The organism is Pseudoalteromonas sp. 2CM41L (assembly GCF_023161905.1).
GTDB classification, from domain to species: domain Bacteria; phylum Pseudomonadota; class Gammaproteobacteria; order Enterobacterales; family Alteromonadaceae; genus Pseudoalteromonas; species Pseudoalteromonas atlantica.
Window position 1 is genome coordinate 165,295 of sequence record NZ_JALNTN010000003.1, and the last position, 16,626, is coordinate 181,920.

Below are 16,626 nucleotides of genomic sequence, written 5' to 3' on the forward strand. Positions count from 1 at the left end.
AAGCCTATTATAAAAGGTGGTTTTTGGCTGGTGGAGGCTATAAAACGAGGTGATGAATTATTTACTAAACGCGTCTTTCTACTTTTAAAACAGTACAGACACGATATTTATACCAATCGACTTAAATATTTAGCCTTTCTCGCGTGCTAAATAAAGCGTTAACTGCGTTATAAATTTCTCATGTAGAAAAACTACATGTCGAAATTTATGCCTTGTTATCACTCTATTTATCCGTCGCTATAAATGTCTAATTACTTAACACGATTGGTATTATCTGGCTTTTTTGCTTCAAGCGCTTCTATTTCACTCCAGATTTTTTCGGCTTCTGCGCTTAACATGGCGTAGCTTTTAATGTCGCCTTTACGCTGTGCTTGCATGCCTTGCTCAAGCTTTGCATCGTACTCTTTACGTAATTTTTTTGTCGGGTCTGATTTAAATAGTGAAAACATGTGGCTCCTTAGTTTTATAAAAGTATTAGGGCGTGTTGATCTTTGCGGATTGAAATTTGTTCAATCTAGGGGCGATTAAATCGCGGCGCGAGGTTTGTAACCTAGTGGGCTCGATAACTGCTCCTGCGTTATTCTAATGACTTACATCCCTGTAAGAATAAGTAAAAACCGAGCAAAGCTTCCGCGTCCTGCTCACGCCCCTTATCTACATCCATGTAGGCAACAAAGAGTTTATCGCCCCTAGGCAGAACCCGAAGGGCAGCGCATGTTTGGCATTTATGCTGCGTTATAGCCTATTTATGGGGAGTAACCACACTTCATAGGCTCTGCCTTGCCTAAAAACCAAACATACTGCTGCAAATTCAACCATCAAAGATCAACACGCCCTAGCATTACCATACGCTACAAAGAGCTAAATAGTTCTTTTAGCTGAAGGGCGTTTACCTTGTTATATAAAAACAAGGTAAACGCATTATTTGCTATGCTGCGGTTACTAACGGTTTTATTGCTCAGGCTCAAGGCGTTTAATTCCTTGTCCGTCAATGCCTAAGTAAATATAGCCATCACTGCCTTGTGCTAAGCTGCGGACGCGGCCTATTCCTTCTAAAATTTTATATTGCTTTGAAACACCTTTGTTAGATATTTCCAGTGCACTTAAAAACGAAAACTTCATAGACGATAGCAAAAGCTTGCCTTTTAATTGCGGGTACTTATCGCTGCTAACTAATAACATGTCAGAAGGGGCAATGGAGGGGGTCCAGTGCAGTACGGGCGATTGCATGCCGTCTTTTTCTTGTATGTCGGTAAACGACGTACCGCTGTAATTAACCCCATAACTAACCACCGGCCAGCCATAATTAGCGCCCGCTTTAATTATGTTTAGCTCATCGCCGCCACGTGGGCCGTGCTCATGAGACCATAACGTTTGTGTTGTTTTATCAAACCACATGCCTTGCGGGTTGCGGTGTCCGTATGACCAAATAGCGGGTTTAGCGCTTTTTTGATTTACAAACGGGTTATCTTTAGGAATACGGCCATCAGCGTGTAAGCGATAAATTTTACCGCCATCACGGGTTAAGTCTGCGGGTTTTTATCGCGCGAGCCGCGATCGCCAATCGAAAAGTAAACATACCCTTGGTTATCAAACACAATACGGCTTCCGTAGTGCTGGCCTTTTGTGCTGTTATGCTCACCTTTGTATAGTAATTGTGTGTTTAAAAGCTCAGTGCGATCGTCACTAAGCATGGCGCGCATTAGGGCTGTATTACTGCCACTTTTAGCGCCGTGGGTACTTGAGTAAGTTATGTAAAGCCATTGGCTATCGTCTGGTTCGCTATGTAGGGCTAAATCTAGTAAACCGCCTTGCCCGTTTGCATCAATTTGTGGCAAACCCGAGAGCTTAGTTAAGTTAGATGAGTTTTTAGGCAGTAAATAAAGTGCGCCGCTTCGCTCGGTTATAAGTAAATCACCATTACTTAACGGCTCAATAGCCCAGGGGATAGTTACCCCTTTAGCCACACTGACGGCCTTTACATTGAGCGGTAATACATCAAGGGTTTTGTAATCAACAGCCGCCACCGGCGTTGAAACGAGTACAGCTATAAACGCCGTTGATAATGTTTTAGCAATCGTTTTTATAGGTAAAAACACAGTTGTTGTCCTGTCCAATAAATAAGCAAGTAATGCCTACATTAGCATGCTGTTGATGATTTTGCTAAATGTAGTGCTTTAATAAAAACTATATATATTTCAATCATAAAGAGTTTACCCGCAGTGCTGTATGGCTGTTTTTAATATTTTAAACAGCTATTTATTACACCTTAATTGAGGCTTTAGTACAGCGCTTTAAATTAGAGGGATGCGTAAAAATTGCGCTAAAAAAACTGAATATTTACTCTAATACTATTGAAATTAATTTTTTTGGGCGTACACTTGTGCGCTGAAGTTTGGGCGTACACATGTAAGTTCAAATTCAATATTTAATATCCAAGAGATTAATAGTGATGATTACTAAAGTATTAGACCAATTTTCGAAGTGGTTTTTACACCATCAAAGCTTTGCAGGCTACATTGAGCCCATAATGCAAATGGTTAAGCCTGCGTGGCGTGCTGGTCTTTATAGAGCAAAAATAGAAGAGCTGACGCAGCACAATGGTGATTTTTTAAGTATTACCTTAAAGCCTACTCAGCACTGGCAGGCACACAATGCTGGCCAACATATTAGTTTAACGTTAGAAATAAACGGGCGTTTATTAACTCGTGTTTTTACGGTTGCCTCAAGCCCTGAGCAATTTAAAACTACGGGCTTGGTGCGTTTATTAATTAAAACTAATGAGCAAGGGCGTTTTACAAGCCTTTTAAGCAGTGCTTTACGAGTCGGTGAGTGGTGCAATATTTCAGCGGCTAGTGGCGACTTTGTTTATAAAAACACCCAAAACAATGCAACGTTTATAGCGGGCGGCTCGGGTATTACACCTATGCTTGCCATGATTAGTGAGCATTTAAAACATACCACACAAAAAGTATCGCTGATTTATTATGCCAAAGCCGCAGCGCACCAATGTGTAGACGAGCTAAGCGCATTAGCAAACCAGTTTTCGCATTTTTCGTTTTTACTGCTCACACGCGAGCAATCAGATGATATTACTCGCCATGTAAATGTATGGGAAAACCCAGATATATACTGCTGTGGGCCTGCAAACTTCATGAAAACGGTGTGTGACTTTGCTAAAAAACACCATTTAAATTACTACCAGGAGGCATTTGGTTTAACGCTGCCAAGCCAAAATGACGACAGACTGTTTAACGTACAGATTAATAGCAGCGCTCATGTCGTAAATGCTAACAATGCATTGTTAGCACAGTTTGAGGCAAAACAATTACCGGTTAAACGCGGGTGTGGCATTGGTATTTGCCACCAGTGCCAGTGCATTAAAAAGTCAGGCGTGGTGCGTAATTTAAAAACTGGTGAGTTGAGTGATAACGGCGAGCAGTTAATTCAACTGTGTGTAAGTCAACCTGTTAGCGACTTGGAGTTACAGCTATGAAAAACATAAACTTTGATCAGTTAGCCCACGATTTAGATAGCATAAAAATGGATACGCTAGGCAAAGTAGGGCAACAAGATGCAAACTACATTCGCTCGGTTGTTAAAAAGCAGCGGCTATGTGAGTGGAGTGGCCGTATTTTACTTATGCTGGGCTTTATTCAGCCACTTTTATGGGTTGTGGGTGTACTGTTATTAGCGCTGGCAAAAATTTTAGACAACATGGAAATTGGCCACAATGTTATGCACGGCCAATACGATTGGATGAACGACAAGCAGCTTAACTCGCAGCATTATGAATGGGATATTGCTTGCGATGGGCAAAGTTGGCATCGCGTTCATAACTTTGAACACCACACCTACACTAATATTATTGGTAAAGACCGCGACTTTGGTTATGGCTTATTGCGTTTAAGTAATGATTTTAAATGGCGTTTAAAAAATGTATGGCAGTTTATTACGTATATTAATTTGAGTGTGCTGTTTCAGTGGGGTGTGTCGTATCACGAGCTGGCAGCGGAACGTGTGTTTATAGGTAAAAAGAAAGAAAACCGCGAAGGGGGTGTATCGCATTCTACCCTAAAACAGCGCTTTTTTAGTAAAGGTGCGCGCCAATTAATAAAAGATTATGTGATATTTCCTTTATTGGCAGGCCCTTTGTTTTTATGGGTATTAGCAGGCAACTTACTGGCAAATTTAATCCGTAATTTATGGACCTCAACCATTATTTTTTGTGGCCACTTTACCGAGGACACAGAAACCTTTAAACAAGAAGACTGCATTAACGAAACGCAAGGGCAGTGGTACTATCGCCAAGTTTTAGGCTCATCAAATATTAAAGGCCCGCATTGGTTTCATGTTTTAACTGGGCATTTAAGTTGCCAAATTGAGCATCACTTATTTCCTGATATGCCGTCCTCACGCTATCAAGAAGTGGCCCCGCAAGTGCAAGCCGTTATGCAAAAACACGGTATTGATTATCATACAGGTGGTTTTTTTAAACAGTATAGCTCGGTATTAAAACGTATTATTAGGTACTCGTTTAAATAAATAATGTGCCTTTAAAAAGCCGATTAATGAAGGTGCATTAATCGGCTTTTTTGTATGTGCTTAACAATATGGCCAATTTATAAACAGCAGTTGCAAAAATTTCTTTTTGATAATTAAAAAAGCCTCAGTTTTGCTATGGTTAAATGATGCATGAATGTCATACAATGGAGAAAAATAGACCACACAAGAGAGATTAAAATGGCCGCATTCGGTACCGTGTTTATGCCGCAGATGATTCAAGCTCGTTTTTCTGATAACCAATGGAGCGAAAGCTCAATCGTCCCTTCCGATAAACTTGAACTTCATGCGGGCGCGCACGTCCTTCATTATTCAAGCACGTGTTTTGAAGGCTTAAAAGCTTTTCGCCACGAAGATGGCTCTATTTATATTTTTAGAATAGATGCAAACATTGCGCGTATGCAGCAAAGCTCTGCGTTATTAAGCTTACCAAGCTTTGACGGTCAAATGCTAAAAGACATGATTATCGAGATTGTTAAAGAGTATGCTGATGAAACGCCATTACCGCCGGGCTCTATGTACATTCGCCCAACTCACATAGGGACAGAGGCTGCCATTGGTAAAGCGGCTGCACCTTCAATGAGCTCGTTGTTATATACACTTTTATCGCCAGTTGGCGATTACTTTACCGGCGGCGCTACTGCACTGCGTGTATTACTTGAAGAAGATGGTATGCGCTGTGCCCCGCACATGGGCATGGTAAAAAGTGGCGGTAACTACGCCAGTGCACTTGCACCAATTAGCGCAGCACGCGAAAAATACCAAGCCGATCAAATCTTGTTTTGCCCTGGCGGCGACGTACAAGAAACAGGTGCAGCTAACTTTATTCTTATTGATGGTAACGAAATTATTACCAAAGCGCTTGATAGCACGTTTTTACATGGCGTAACCCGTAATAGCATTTTAACCATTGCAAAAGATTTAGGCATGACGGTAAGCGAGCGTAACTTTAGCGTTACCGAGCTTTTAGAGCGCGCTGCAAAGCCAGGTACAGAAGCTGCACTTTCAGGCACTGCTGCGGTGTTAACGCCGGTAGGCACGTTTATTCATAACGATAAAGAATACAAAGTAGGCAGTGGCGAGCCAGGCCCCACAACAGCGCGATTACGCCAAGCATTGAACGATATTCAATGGGGTAAAAGTGAAGACAAACACGGCTGGTTAACTAAAATCTAATTGATTTTAGCAGTTCGCAGTAAAAAGCCACCGACTAGGTGGCTTTTGTGTTTTTGAGTACTTTTTGAAATGTTTAGCGCTTAAAACTTCATTTCTATTTTGCCATACACGTAACGGCCATTAAATCCGTAGGGCGAAAAGCTCGAATAAGCAAACAAGCGAGAAAAAGTAGAGACTTCTGCTACATTTTCGCGGGTAGGATCTGGGTATACATCAAAAATGTTATTGGCACCTAAACTAAGCGTTAGGTTATCGGTAGCGGCATAGGCTACATCTAAATCAGTGATCCACTTAGGCTTTAATACCTCGTTTAGCTCAGGCGTTGATGAAGGGTCTTGGGTTTCACCATAACGCGTAGTTCTTAGTGTGGTACGCAGCGCATCATGGGTCCATGTAGCACTTAAATTGTATTTATTGCGCGGGGTGCTTACTTCAAAGCGGCGCAGCTCTGTACCTGAGAACAAGTTGTCTTGATCAAACCCAGCGCCTAGCAGCTCAGCGGGCGGGTCAATAATATCAGTGACTTCATTTTTGCCGTAGTTATAGCCTAAGTTAAAGGCAATATCGCCATAGCCATCGGTGATTAAGTTGTACGAGGCAACCACATCAACACCACGCGTTTTACTATCTATAGCGTTTAAGAAAAAGCGGCCTTGGTTAGCGCCCGTACCTTCTAGCAACTCTTCTATTGCTGCGCCCGATAAATTATTAGATAAAACAATACGGTCATCAATTAGTATTTGATAGTAATCAACCGATAAGCTGAAATTAAAGTCGGTAGACCAAGTAAAGCCAACCCCGTAGTTAGTGGCTTCTTCGGCATCAAGGCCCGGTGATCCAAGCGCTTTAGCTACATCGCTGCTTGGTGCAAAAGTGCCGGTTTCGGTCGGAACGCTATCAACAAATACGGTAGCAACCGAGGTAAAATATTGCTGTTGTAATGAAGGCGCTCTAAACCCTGTTGAGGCTGAAGCGCGTATGGCTAAATCTTCAGTTAACGAATAGCGCGTTGCAATTTTGCCGTTAAGTGTATCGCCAAAATCTGAGTAATCCTCATAACGGGCTGCCACAGCTATGTTCCAATCATCTGTCAGGTAGGTTTCTAAATCTATGTAAAAGCTTACATTATGGCGGCTGTTGTCACCTTCTGATTCGGGTGTAAAGCCTGGAAATACCTGTGCACCTGCTGCACCAAATGGGCCATCTTCGCCTGTGACTACGCCACCTGGGCCAAATGAGCCTTGTGCGTATGAGGCTTCTTCGCCAGCTTCTATTTGATAGCCTTCTGTGCGGTACTCAGCCCCAATGGCAACACTTACCGCGCTTTCTAAAAAGCTGACATCCACTTCGCGGCTTAAATCAACATTTAAAGTAAGTTGATCGTATGTCAGCGTACCGGCATCAAAGCGTGTTTGGCTAGTGGGGCCATATGACGTATTTAAACTATTGGTTACACCAAATTCAAATGCATCTTCGCCATACACAGCCGATACATCGTAGTTCCAATCACTTATAAAGCCTTTAACACCTAACGCGAGTGAGTAGTCGTTTATATCTGAGGTGATCACAGGTAAAAAACCGTCGGGGTATATTTCTTCTATATTACGGCTATCGCTTGCGCGTCTATAAAAACCAGCGCCTTCACCTTCACGTTTGCTGTAAGAGCCAAATGAATACAAATCTGCATCGTTAGCTAGTTGATACCCTGCATTATAAAAAACCGATAGGTCTTCTACATCCCCATTACCAAAGTTATGGTTATAGCGGTTAACTGTAAACTCGCGGGGGTCGAGCGAGCCATCTTCTAATCGGTCGTAGTTTTCGCGTTGATCGTAATCGGCACGGTTAGTTGAGTGGCGGTCGCGGTATTCAGTCGAAATGTTTAAAAAGCCATTATCACCAAGCTCTAAACCAATATTACCTTGCAAAGTGAGCGTTTGCCCATCGGTTAAAGAGCGATCGCCGCCTTCGGTAAATGCTAGGTTGCCATCGCTACCCTCAGATACCGATTCAAGCTGAGGAACACCATCCATCTCGGTGATATTTGCCCCATAAATAGCCGCAAGGGAGCCGCCACTGCTTGCGCTTTTAAGTACAATATTAATCACACCCGCTATAGCATCAGAGCCGTATTGCGCCGCAGCGCCATCGCGTAAAACTTCAATGCGTTCAATAGCATTAGCTGGTATTGCATTTAAATCTACAGAAGATGAGCCACGCCCCGTTGAACCATTTAAATTAAGCAGTGCGCTACTATGACGACGCTTCCCATTAACCAGCACTAAGGTATGATCGGGTGCTAAACCACGTAGTTGTGCAGGGCGTACATGATCACTGCCATCGGTAAGCGATGCCTGTGGAAAGTTAAAACTAGGTAACAAATTGCTCAGTAGCGCGTTTGTTTCCGTAAGGCCTGAACTGGTAAGCGCCTCAGCGCCAATAATATCAATAGGTACGGCGCTGTCTTCAACTGTGCGCCCTAAACGGCGTGAGCCAATTACGCTTATTTGCTCTATATCTTCTTGTGCTTGAGGTGTTTGCTGTGCCGCGTGGGCAGTAAACGCACCAAATAGCGAAAGCGATGCGCCCACAGCCACTGCTGTACTCACTTTTAAATTATTTAACCTAAACGGTAGGCTTTTATTCATGTTGTTAATCCTCATTTGATCACCCATTGATTTAAAATTTTTGTTTTTATAGCTGCTACTTTTTAATGGAGCTGCTTTGAGAACATAAACCGCATTAACAAAATGAGTCAATTGAATAACATTCAATTAAAATTAAAGGGTATATAGTTACAAGGTTTAATTAACAAGACTAAATGAGGTAAAAGCTATAAATAGGCAGGAGTTTGTAAGTAACTGATGGAGCTTAAAATAATTGGCAACCATGGAGTTTACTTTTAGTTAACAGGTAAGAGCAGTGTGTACGCCTTTAATAATGGCTGTTACTCAGTGTTTTTTTAAATTAAGTGTATAGCCCACCTTTTGTATGTTAAATAAATTAACATATAAAGAGCAGGTTATTTAAGCTGAAATTTGTATAGCGTTTAAAAAGGTTGCGAGTGATTTTTATAATAAAATAATATAAAAATTAAAATTTTATTTTACCGATAAGTATATCTTTAAACATGACCCAATCTCCCCATAAGCTATAAAGAGGGTGCTTAAAAGTGGCGGGGCGGTTTTTTTCAAAAAAGAAATGCCCAATCCAAGCAAATCCATAGCCAATAATCGGTAATAACCACAGCAAGCTATATTGCTGCTTGATTAATGCAATAAAGATGACTGCAAGTACTAGCGTGCTGCCAATAAAGTGAAGCCTTCTGCAGGTTACATTGCGGTGCTCTTTTAAGTAATACGGGTAAAACGCTTTAAAGGAGTTAAAAGTGTGTGGTGTGTTCATAGTCAATGCTCTTATTTTTATAGTTTATTAAATATACAAGGGCCTGCTAGATTTTGCAGGAAAAATTTTTGCAAACAAGGGGCTATTTAATCGCGGCGCTAAGTTTGTAACCGAGTGGGCTCGATAACGGCTTTTGCAAACGCCTATTTATTTGCAATAACCCCTTACACAGGCTCTACCTTTACCTATACGCTTTACAGGATGTGCTCTTCGCTTTTTATTGTACTGGTGAGAATAACCGCTGATAGGTTTTATAAGCGTACTCATCGCTCATGCCGCTTAGGTAGTCGCATATTATGCGCATCCCTTGGTTTTGTTTTTCAGCGTCTATGTAAAGAGCTTGCGTTGTTTCGGGTAATAAACGCAGAGGGTCACTGGCAAAAGCGGTAAATAATTCAATCAGTAAGTTTTGACCTTTAAACTCTATTTGCTGCATTTCGGGGTCGCGTATTAAGCGATTAAATACAAAATGTTTGAGTATTTGTAAAACGCGCTCGTACTGTGGGTCTAGCTTTGCAGTGTACTTTAAAATAGGGCACTCAAAATCACCATGCTGAACATCTAAATGAATATGAATAATAAACATATTTACCAGCTCGCCTATGGCGTCTTTACGCTCAAAATCGTTTTTTGAAAACAAGCGTTGGGTAAGCGAGTCTAATTTAGTGTTTAACCAATCGTAATTAAGCGCGTTTAAGTGGGGTAATGCGTGTGTTTGCCAATCATCTAGTGTGAGCACTTTAGTGGCTATGGCATCTTCTAGGTCGTGCACTGCATATGCTATGTCATCGGCATGTTCCATTATGGCGCTATCTAACGATTTATAACGGGTTTTTGCACGGTACTGATCTACTGGCGTATGGCTTGTTAATAGCGCTTTGTCGTTGTCGCTTAAAGGGGCAATGATCCATTCAAATATTTGTGCATCGTCTTTGTATAAGCCTTTAGCGGGACGCCAATCATCTGCTTTTATAAATGAGCGTGTGTTATTTACCTTCGGGATGGTGTGCCATAAATCGTCTATAAATGCGGGATATTTAATAAAGCCAAGCAACGTGCGGCGCGTTAGGTTCATGCCGTGGCCGTTAGAGTAAGGCTCAAGTTTAGCGACTATACGCAATGTTTGTGCGTTGCCTTCAAATCCACCGTGCTCACGCATCATATAATTTAAGGCAATTTCGCCGCCATGGCCAAACGGGGGATGGCCTATATCGTGGGCTAAACATAAGGTTTCTAATAAACCAGTAGAGGGGAAGTGTTCAAAATCGCTGTGCTGTGCTTTTAAATGCCGCAATATGCCGGTACCAATTTGCGATACCTCCAAAGAATGCGTTAAGCGAGTGCGATAAAAGTCGTTTAAGCCTATTCCCATAATTTGGGTTTTTGCTTGTAAGCGCCTAAAAGCTGCGGCATGAATTATACGAGAGCGGTCTACCTGCCAAGGGGAGCGATTATCGTTAGGGCGATTTTTATACTGTTCTATTATTCGGCTTTGCCATTGCTTATCCATACTGCTTACTCACAAAACGTTGTTATACACGGTATAAGCTCAGTATACCCATGCCCTAATAAATTGCGAATGAACAAGTACATAACCTGAGCTGGTGGATAATATATTTATCGCAAGCAGCCACTTTAGCATTTCTTAGCAAAGCGCGGCCCTTAAAGGGTTACACACAGGGAGTTATTCGCGTTTATATAGTGGCTTAGGTATAATGGGGTTTCGTATGTGTGTGTATTACCCATGCATAATTGTTGTTTGAAAGAGAGACTACATGCTAAAAACCATTTTAAAGCTATTACTAAGCGTATTTTTTTTATGGGCGCTTGCATATCCGTTTATGCAAAGTAATGAGCACGAGGTTGAAGAACAAACCACAGGTGAACAACCTAAAAAAGTAAAGAAAAAAGAAAAACCCCTGCACAATGTTACCTTACCTAAATTTTCTGAATTTGCTGATGTAAAAGAGAAAAAACAGGCATTTTTTGATTTCATTCGCCCACATGTTGAGGCTGAAAATAAAAAAATATTACAGCAACGCGCTAAGTTAGAAATTGCGCGTATGATGCTTGAATACAACGAACCGCTCGAGAAAAAACAACAGCGCGACATCGTTAATATTTTAAAAGCCTATGGCTTACCTGAAACAGTAAACACCCTAATTTTAAGCCAAGCGCTGCGCCGTGTTGATATTATTCCTAAAGAGCTTGCGCTAATGCAAGCGGCGAATGAGTCGGCGTGGGGTACATCGCGCTTTGCGCGCATAGGGCTTAACTTTTTTGGCCAATGGTGTTATTCAAAAGGGTGCGGTATGGTGCCAAGACGCCGCAATAGTGGAGCGGCACACGAAGTTGCTGCATTTAAGTCGGTACGCGCGGCAGTAAGCTCGTATTTTAGAAATATAAACACGCATAATGCCTACAAAGATTTACGCCTGATACGCGAAGAGTTACGACAACAGCAAAAGCCCATTGCGGCAACGGCACTAACGCATGGTTTAATGTCGTACTCAGAGCGCGGCGAGGCCTACATAGAAGAGCTAAACACCATGATTAACCAAAACAGAGCTTACTTTGATGAATAAAAAACGACTTATAAATATTAATGCCATACTCATTTTATTAAGTTTGGCGGCAAGTCCCGTCAATGCCAAAGAGTTTGTTATGTCGTACGATGGCTTTTACGATAGATTAAAAGTGGTTAACAAGGGCGACTTTCAGTATGCACGGGTTAACTTTTACATTAGCGATATTGCCACAAACGAGGCATGTGCTATTAAAAGCGGCACAATTTTAACTGAAAATAACGAATACCCGCTTAATTTTACCGATAAAGCACAGTTACTTTTACCGTTTGATAAGCAGCTCGATACGGATAAAGCCGTTATTGTTGTAGAGCCACAAAATCCTGATCACGATTGTCAGTTAAAATTGCAAATTGAGGCCAGCGAATTTGAAGGGCTTAGCTTAACTAAAGATTCGTTGTATACAATTAATAACGAGTTAGATGAACTTTTAACAGATTTATCGGGCTTTTTTGTTAGTAAGCTTATGTGGTTTTTATTGCCTGAGCAAAAAGGCGTTGCTGTAACGTTTAAAGAGCCTGTGACCTTTAATAACCCTCATATACAGTGCGAAAAATCAATCTGCTACTTTGCAGTACAGGATAACTGGGAAGATGACGTAAATCTGCTTGGTGATATAGAAAACGTAGTTAAAGTAACCCCCTGGATAGCAAAATAAGTTGCAGGGTTTAATAAAAACGGCGCTTAATATAGCGCCGTTTTTTTATGCGTTATTTTGGCAGTGCTTGTGTTGAATCACGTTTTATAAGAGTGGGTTCAAACACGCGGTTTATGTGTAAGTTTTTATACTGATACACATCTTGTAGCACCATTTTTGCAGCCATTTCACCCATTTCTTCTACTGGGTTATCTATGGTGGTAAGTGTAGGGTAAAGATAATTGGCAAATATAACGTTATCAAAGCCAATAACCGACAAATCGTCTGGTAAATTAAAGCCATGCTCACGGGCGTATTTCATAGCACCTGATGCCATTTCATCGTTGGCACACACTAAAGCACTAAACGGAATACGCGTGTTGAGTAGTTTTTCAAGGCCTTTGCTGCCGCCAATTTCGTTAAAATCACCTTCGTAAAACAGCGCCTCATTAAAGGGAATGTTTTTTTCGTGCAGCGCTTTTTTATGGCCTTTTAAACGGTTTCTGGCATCGGCTTTAACTTGCGGCCCCGCGATATAAGCTATATTTGTGTGGCCTTGTTCAACAATAGATTTACTGGCTAAGTAGCCGCCGAGTTCGTTATCTAGGCTAATGCAGTTACTTTCAAGTGAATGTACGTATCGGTTAATAAGGTAAATAGGGGTTTTACCTTTACTTAGCTCAATTAGGTAGTCATCACTGACTGACTCTACATGTAAAATTAGCGCATCGCATTTGCGGCTAATTAAAAATTCAATGCCGTCTTTTTCTTTATCGTCTTCACTGTGACCGGTGGTAATAATAACGTGCTTACCCGCGGCGCGCAGTGCTGACTCTATGCCTGCCATCATTTGAGCAAAGAAAGGACCATGAAGCTCTGAGACCAAAATACCCACGCTGTTGGTTCTGTTTGAGGCAAGCGATTGCGCAATAGAGTTGGGCTTATAGCCCAGCTGCTGCATTGCATCGAGTACTTTTTTAGTGGTTTTTTCACTTACGCGGGTGTTTTTATTCATTACCCGTGACACTGTAGCTAACGATACGCCAGCAAGCTCCGACACTTCATAAATTGTGGCCATGTTATTGTTAACTCACTTATATCCTTTATTTTGGCGGGCAAATAATACCGTACCCACTAAATGTTAACTAGCACTAGTTTTTAGCGATGCCTGTATAGAGGCTAACTGTGCGTTATTGAGCGTGTATTTACGCATAATAAAAGCAACAAACAAAGAGCCAAACGCCGGTATAATAGTAAACGATAATAAAATACCCTGTTGCGTATCAAGGCTCTGCATTGTTTGCGCCTGATAATTATAAAAAGACAGCAGCCAGCCTGCAATTGCACCGCCTAACGCCACACCCATTTTTATAAAAAATATAACGCCCGAATACACAAGGCCAGTAATTCTTACCCCAGTTTTGTGGTGCCCGTAGTCTATGGTGTCGGCCATTTTTGCCCATAGTAGCGGGGTGGCCATATCTAAAAAAAACTTCCACAAAATAAAGGCAGCAAATGCCAAGGTAATGTTATCAGGGGAGATAAAATAGCTCGCAATACATATGCCCGCAGCGATTAACTGCAAACTAATATAGGCTTTTATTTTACAAAATCGCTGAGCCAAAGGCTGAGCACACGCACACCCAACCATACTGGCAACCACTCCTAGGGTCATAAAGGAGGTAATTAAATCTTCTTGCCCTAAATAGTATTTAACGTAATAAACACCTAAGGTTAAACGTAATACTTGGCCAGTGAGTAAAAATAGCGCGGCCGCGCATAGGACTCGCCATTGATCGTTTTTAATCAAGGTTTTTAAGCTTTTAAACAACGACAGGTTTTGCTCAGGCGGTTGCTCTACACGCTCTTTGGTACCAAAAAAACACAGTAAAAATAACACTAAGCCAAGCAAGCTCATTGCCGTCATGGTGTATTGGTAACCTTTGGCATTATCGCCTTGGCCAAAGTATTCAACCATTGGCATTGTACAGCCCGCAACAATAACGCCGCCTAACATACCAAACACAAAACGATACGATTGCACGCTAACACGCTCTTTTACATCGTTAGTGAGCACGCCACCTAATGCGCAATAAGGAATATTTATGGCGGTATACGCCACCATAAGCAAGGTGTAGGTAGTAAAGGCGTAAATAATTTTATCGGTGCCTTCAAGCTCTGGCGTGGTAAAAGCTAAAATACTAATAAGCGCAAAGGGCAAGGCAAGCCACAATAAATAGGGCCTAAAATGGCCAAAGCGCGACTGAGTTTTATCGGCTAAGTTGCCCATCACTGGGTCGGTGATGGCATCAAACAATCTAACCACTAAAAACATGGTGCCTACCACCGCAGGAGAAAGCCCTACTACATCTGTGTAGTAAAGCATTAAAAACATCATAACTGTTTGAAAAATAATATTACTTGCCGTATCGCCAAGGCCATAGGCTATTTTTTCTTTTACACTTATCATGATGTTAGGTTCTCGCTTTTTGATTTTTATTTATGCGATTAATCGAATAGCTTTTATTGGCTATTTACGGCTTTGTATCAAGCTCTTATAAGCTTGGCCACTGGCTTTTATAGTACGTTGCTGAGTTTTATAATCAACGTAAACAATACCAAAGCGTTTTAAATAGCCCTCAGCCCATTCAAAATTATCCATTAAGCTCCACGCAAAGTAACCAATAATATTAACCCCTTGCGCTGTGGCATCGTGCACGGCATTTAAGTGGCTATGATAATAGTTTAGGCGATCTACATCGTTTACTTCGCCATTTTTAATGGTGTCGGGCATAGCTGCGCCGTTCTCGGTTATATAAATAGGCGGTAAGGTGTAGGTGTTATTAAGCGTTACAAGTAAATCGGTAAACGACTGCGGGTAAATTTCCCAGCCCATGTCGGTTAAAGGCCCTTGTGGAGCAAGTGGCTCGTATATATCGCTAGGGTGTGCTTTGTATACTTGGCGCGTATAAAAATTAATGCCCAAGTAATCAATAGATTGTGAAATTATGTCCAGATCGCCTGGGTGGATTTCAGGCTGCTGATTGCTAGGAAGCTGTTTTATAATTTCTGGGTATTGGCCATCCATTATTGGTTTCATATACCATTGATTTAAATAATCATCGGCGTAACGAGCTGCGTTTATATCCTCGGCTGACTGCGTTAAGGGGTAGCAAGGTGTAAAATTAAGCACAATACCATTTTGAGTATTAGGCGAGGTTTGCTTTAACACATCCATTGCCAAACCATGAGCAAGCAATAAATGGTGCGCCGCTTTTTTACCGTACTCTTTGCCCACTAAACCTGGGGCATGTATGCCTACTTCGTAGCCTAAAAAGGCACTGCAAAAAGGCTCATTTAGGGTCGCGTACGAAAATACCCGCTCGCCAAATGCTTGGCTAATAAGCTTTACATAGCGAGCAAATTCATAAGCTGTATCGCGATTTAACCAGCCGCCTTTATCTTCTAAATGTTGAGGTAAATCCCAGTGATATAACGTTACAAACGCTTTAATGTTGCGCTTATTAAGCTCATCAAGAATATTAGTATAAAACTTTACACCCTCAGGGTTTAGCTCACCCGATAAGGTAATAACGCGCGGCCAAGAGATAGAAAGTCTATATGCATCTACGCCAAGCGAGTCTATTAATTCAATATCGTTTTGCCACTGATTGTAATGATCGCAGGCAACATGCCCATTTGAGCTGTCGGCTATTTTATTGGGTGTATCGCAAAAGGTATCCCATATACAGGGCAGGCGATGCTCATACCCGCCTTCAATTTGAAATGATGCCGTAGCCACACCATAAACAAAGTTTTTTGTTAATAGAGGTGAATGAGATGGTAACGATAATTTTGTCATTAGTAACAAACCTTTTTAAACCTTAAATGCATAAATAGCCACTGTATTTACTGCGATGAAGCGTAAGGGCGCGTTTATAAAAAAATAAAACTTGTTGAAATATGTTACATGTTCGTATTTAATTACACGTGAAAGCGCTTACATTTTTAGATTAGTGTTAATTGATACGAAGGTCAACTCTTTAATGTTGCTGGGTTACACGGCAATTTTTAATAACGACTTTTGTGTTAGGGCGTATTGATCTTTGATGGTTGAATTTGCAGCTGTATGTTTGGTTTTAGGCAAGGCAGAGCCTATGAAGTGTGGTTATTCCCCATAAATAGGCGATAACGCAGCATAAATGCCAAACATGCGTTGCCCTTCGGGTTCTTTCTAGGGACGATTAACTCTTTGTTGCT

General features: G+C 41.5%; 12 protein-coding genes and 1 pseudogene. 5 read left to right on the top strand and 8 right to left on the bottom strand.

All coding sequences use genetic code 11. The features are described 5' to 3' along the window. Positions 1-251 precede the first annotated feature (251 nt). Together MTF64_RS05605 and MTF64_RS05610 are read right to left on the bottom strand one after the other, a co-directional pair. Positions 252-449, bottom strand: a complete 198-nt coding sequence (locus MTF64_RS05605) for a DUF6435 family protein (RefSeq protein ID WP_024033426.1) — start codon at positions 447-449, stop codon at positions 252-254. Positions 450-951: 502 nt separating this feature from the next. Beyond that, positions 952-2,051, bottom strand: a pseudogene (locus MTF64_RS05610) (PQQ-dependent sugar dehydrogenase). Between the two features lie 401 nt (positions 2,052-2,452). Here MTF64_RS05610 and MTF64_RS05615 point away from each other — a divergent pair. From MTF64_RS05615 to MTF64_RS05625, 3 genes are all read left to right on the top strand, one after another. Next, on the top strand, positions 2,453-3,496 hold the full coding sequence (locus MTF64_RS05615; RefSeq protein WP_248450859.1) for an FAD-binding oxidoreductase: 1,044 nt from the start codon (positions 2,453-2,455) through the stop codon (positions 3,494-3,496). Continuing rightward, on the top strand, positions 3,493-4,545 hold the full coding sequence (locus tag MTF64_RS05620; RefSeq protein ID WP_096041549.1) for an acyl-CoA desaturase: 1,053 nt from the start codon (positions 3,493-3,495) through the stop codon (positions 4,543-4,545). Before MTF64_RS05615 ends, MTF64_RS05620 begins: the two co-directional genes overlap by 4 nt. A gap of 150 nt (positions 4,546-4,695) precedes the next feature. Continuing rightward, on the top strand, positions 4,696-5,739 hold the full coding sequence (locus tag MTF64_RS05625; protein ID WP_083901793.1) for a branched-chain amino acid aminotransferase: 1,044 nt from the start codon (positions 4,696-4,698) through the stop codon (positions 5,737-5,739). A gap of 80 nt (positions 5,740-5,819) precedes the next feature. Here MTF64_RS05625 and MTF64_RS05630 read toward each other — a convergent pair whose 3' ends face one another. The 3 genes from MTF64_RS05630 to MTF64_RS05640 form a co-directional block, all read right to left on the bottom strand. Continuing rightward, positions 5,820-8,387 carry a TonB-dependent receptor gene (locus MTF64_RS05630; RefSeq protein ID WP_248450860.1) on the bottom strand — a complete coding sequence of 856 codons (2,568 nt, stop codon included), beginning with the start codon at positions 8,385-8,387 and terminating at the stop codon, positions 5,820-5,822. A 445-nt stretch (positions 8,388-8,832) separates the two neighbouring features. Beyond that, positions 8,833-9,144 (bottom strand): Mpo1-like protein, encoded by a 312-nt coding sequence (locus tag MTF64_RS05635; protein WP_138725016.1) that lies wholly within the window; start codon positions 9,142-9,144, stop codon positions 8,833-8,835. A 217-nt stretch (positions 9,145-9,361) separates the two neighbouring features. Continuing rightward, a complete protein-coding gene (locus MTF64_RS05640) occupies positions 9,362-10,654 on the bottom strand; it encodes an anti-phage deoxyguanosine triphosphatase (protein ID WP_121637607.1) in 1,293 nt (430 codons plus the stop codon). A gap of 265 nt (positions 10,655-10,919) precedes the next feature. Between MTF64_RS05640 and MTF64_RS05645 the strand changes: the two genes are divergently transcribed. Next, positions 10,920-11,729, top strand: coding sequence for a glucosaminidase domain-containing protein (locus tag MTF64_RS05645; RefSeq protein ID WP_248450861.1), 810 nt, complete (start codon positions 10,920-10,922; stop codon positions 11,727-11,729). After that, a complete protein-coding gene (locus MTF64_RS05650) occupies positions 11,722-12,387 on the top strand; it encodes a DUF2987 domain-containing protein (protein WP_282446975.1) in 666 nt (221 codons plus the stop codon). The genes MTF64_RS05645 and MTF64_RS05650 overlap by 8 nt, the downstream gene beginning before the upstream one ends. A 52-nt stretch (positions 12,388-12,439) precedes the next feature. Here the strand turns inward: MTF64_RS05650 and MTF64_RS05655 are convergent, their stop codons facing one another. From MTF64_RS05655 to MTF64_RS05665, 3 genes are all read right to left on the bottom strand, one after another. Beyond that, a complete protein-coding gene (locus MTF64_RS05655) occupies positions 12,440-13,444 on the bottom strand; it encodes a LacI family DNA-binding transcriptional regulator (RefSeq protein ID WP_248450862.1) in 1,005 nt (334 codons plus the stop codon). Positions 13,445-13,507: 63 nt separating this feature from the next. After that, positions 13,508-14,836 (bottom strand): MFS transporter, encoded by a 1,329-nt coding sequence (locus tag MTF64_RS05660; protein WP_248450863.1) that lies wholly within the window; start codon positions 14,834-14,836, stop codon positions 13,508-13,510. A 60-nt stretch (positions 14,837-14,896) separates the two neighbouring features. After that, positions 14,897-16,228: a GH1 family beta-glucosidase gene (locus MTF64_RS05665; RefSeq protein WP_248450864.1), complete on the bottom strand. Its 1,332-nt coding sequence runs from the start codon at positions 16,226-16,228 to the stop codon at positions 14,897-14,899. Between the last annotated feature and the right edge of the window lie 398 nt (positions 16,229-16,626).

Bases quoted from the DNA above. Each gene is read 5' to 3' on its own strand.
- MTF64_RS05655 (WP_248450862.1), bottom strand. From the start codon at position 13,444: ATGGCCACAATTTATGAAGTGTCGGAGCTTGCTGGCGTATCGTTAGCT.
- MTF64_RS05630 (WP_248450860.1), bottom strand. From the start codon at position 8,387: ATGAATAAAAGCCTACCGTTTAGGTTAAATAATTTAAAAGTGAGTACA.
- MTF64_RS05625 (WP_083901793.1), top strand. From the start codon at position 4,696: ATGAATGTCATACAATGGAGAAAAATAGACCACACAAGAGAGATTAAA.
- MTF64_RS05650 (WP_282446975.1), top strand. From the start codon at position 11,722: ATGAATAAAAAACGACTTATAAATATTAATGCCATACTCATTTTATTA.
- MTF64_RS05640 (WP_121637607.1), bottom strand. From the start codon at position 10,654: ATGGATAAGCAATGGCAAAGCCGAATAATAGAACAGTATAAAAATCGC.
- MTF64_RS05660 (WP_248450863.1), bottom strand. From the start codon at position 14,836: ATGATAAGTGTAAAAGAAAAAATAGCCTATGGCCTTGGCGATACGGCA.
- MTF64_RS05620 (WP_096041549.1), top strand. From the start codon at position 3,493: ATGAAAAACATAAACTTTGATCAGTTAGCCCACGATTTAGATAGCATA.
- MTF64_RS05665 (WP_248450864.1), bottom strand. From the start codon at position 16,228: ATGACAAAATTATCGTTACCATCTCATTCACCTCTATTAACAAAAAAC.
- MTF64_RS05605 (WP_024033426.1), bottom strand. From the start codon at position 449: ATGTTTTCACTATTTAAATCAGACCCGACAAAAAAATTACGTAAAGAG.
- MTF64_RS05645 (WP_248450861.1), top strand. From the start codon at position 10,920: ATGCTAAAAACCATTTTAAAGCTATTACTAAGCGTATTTTTTTTATGG.
- MTF64_RS05635 (WP_138725016.1), bottom strand. From the start codon at position 9,144: ATGAACACACCACACACTTTTAACTCCTTTAAAGCGTTTTACCCGTAT.
- MTF64_RS05615 (WP_248450859.1), top strand. From the start codon at position 2,453: ATGATTACTAAAGTATTAGACCAATTTTCGAAGTGGTTTTTACACCAT.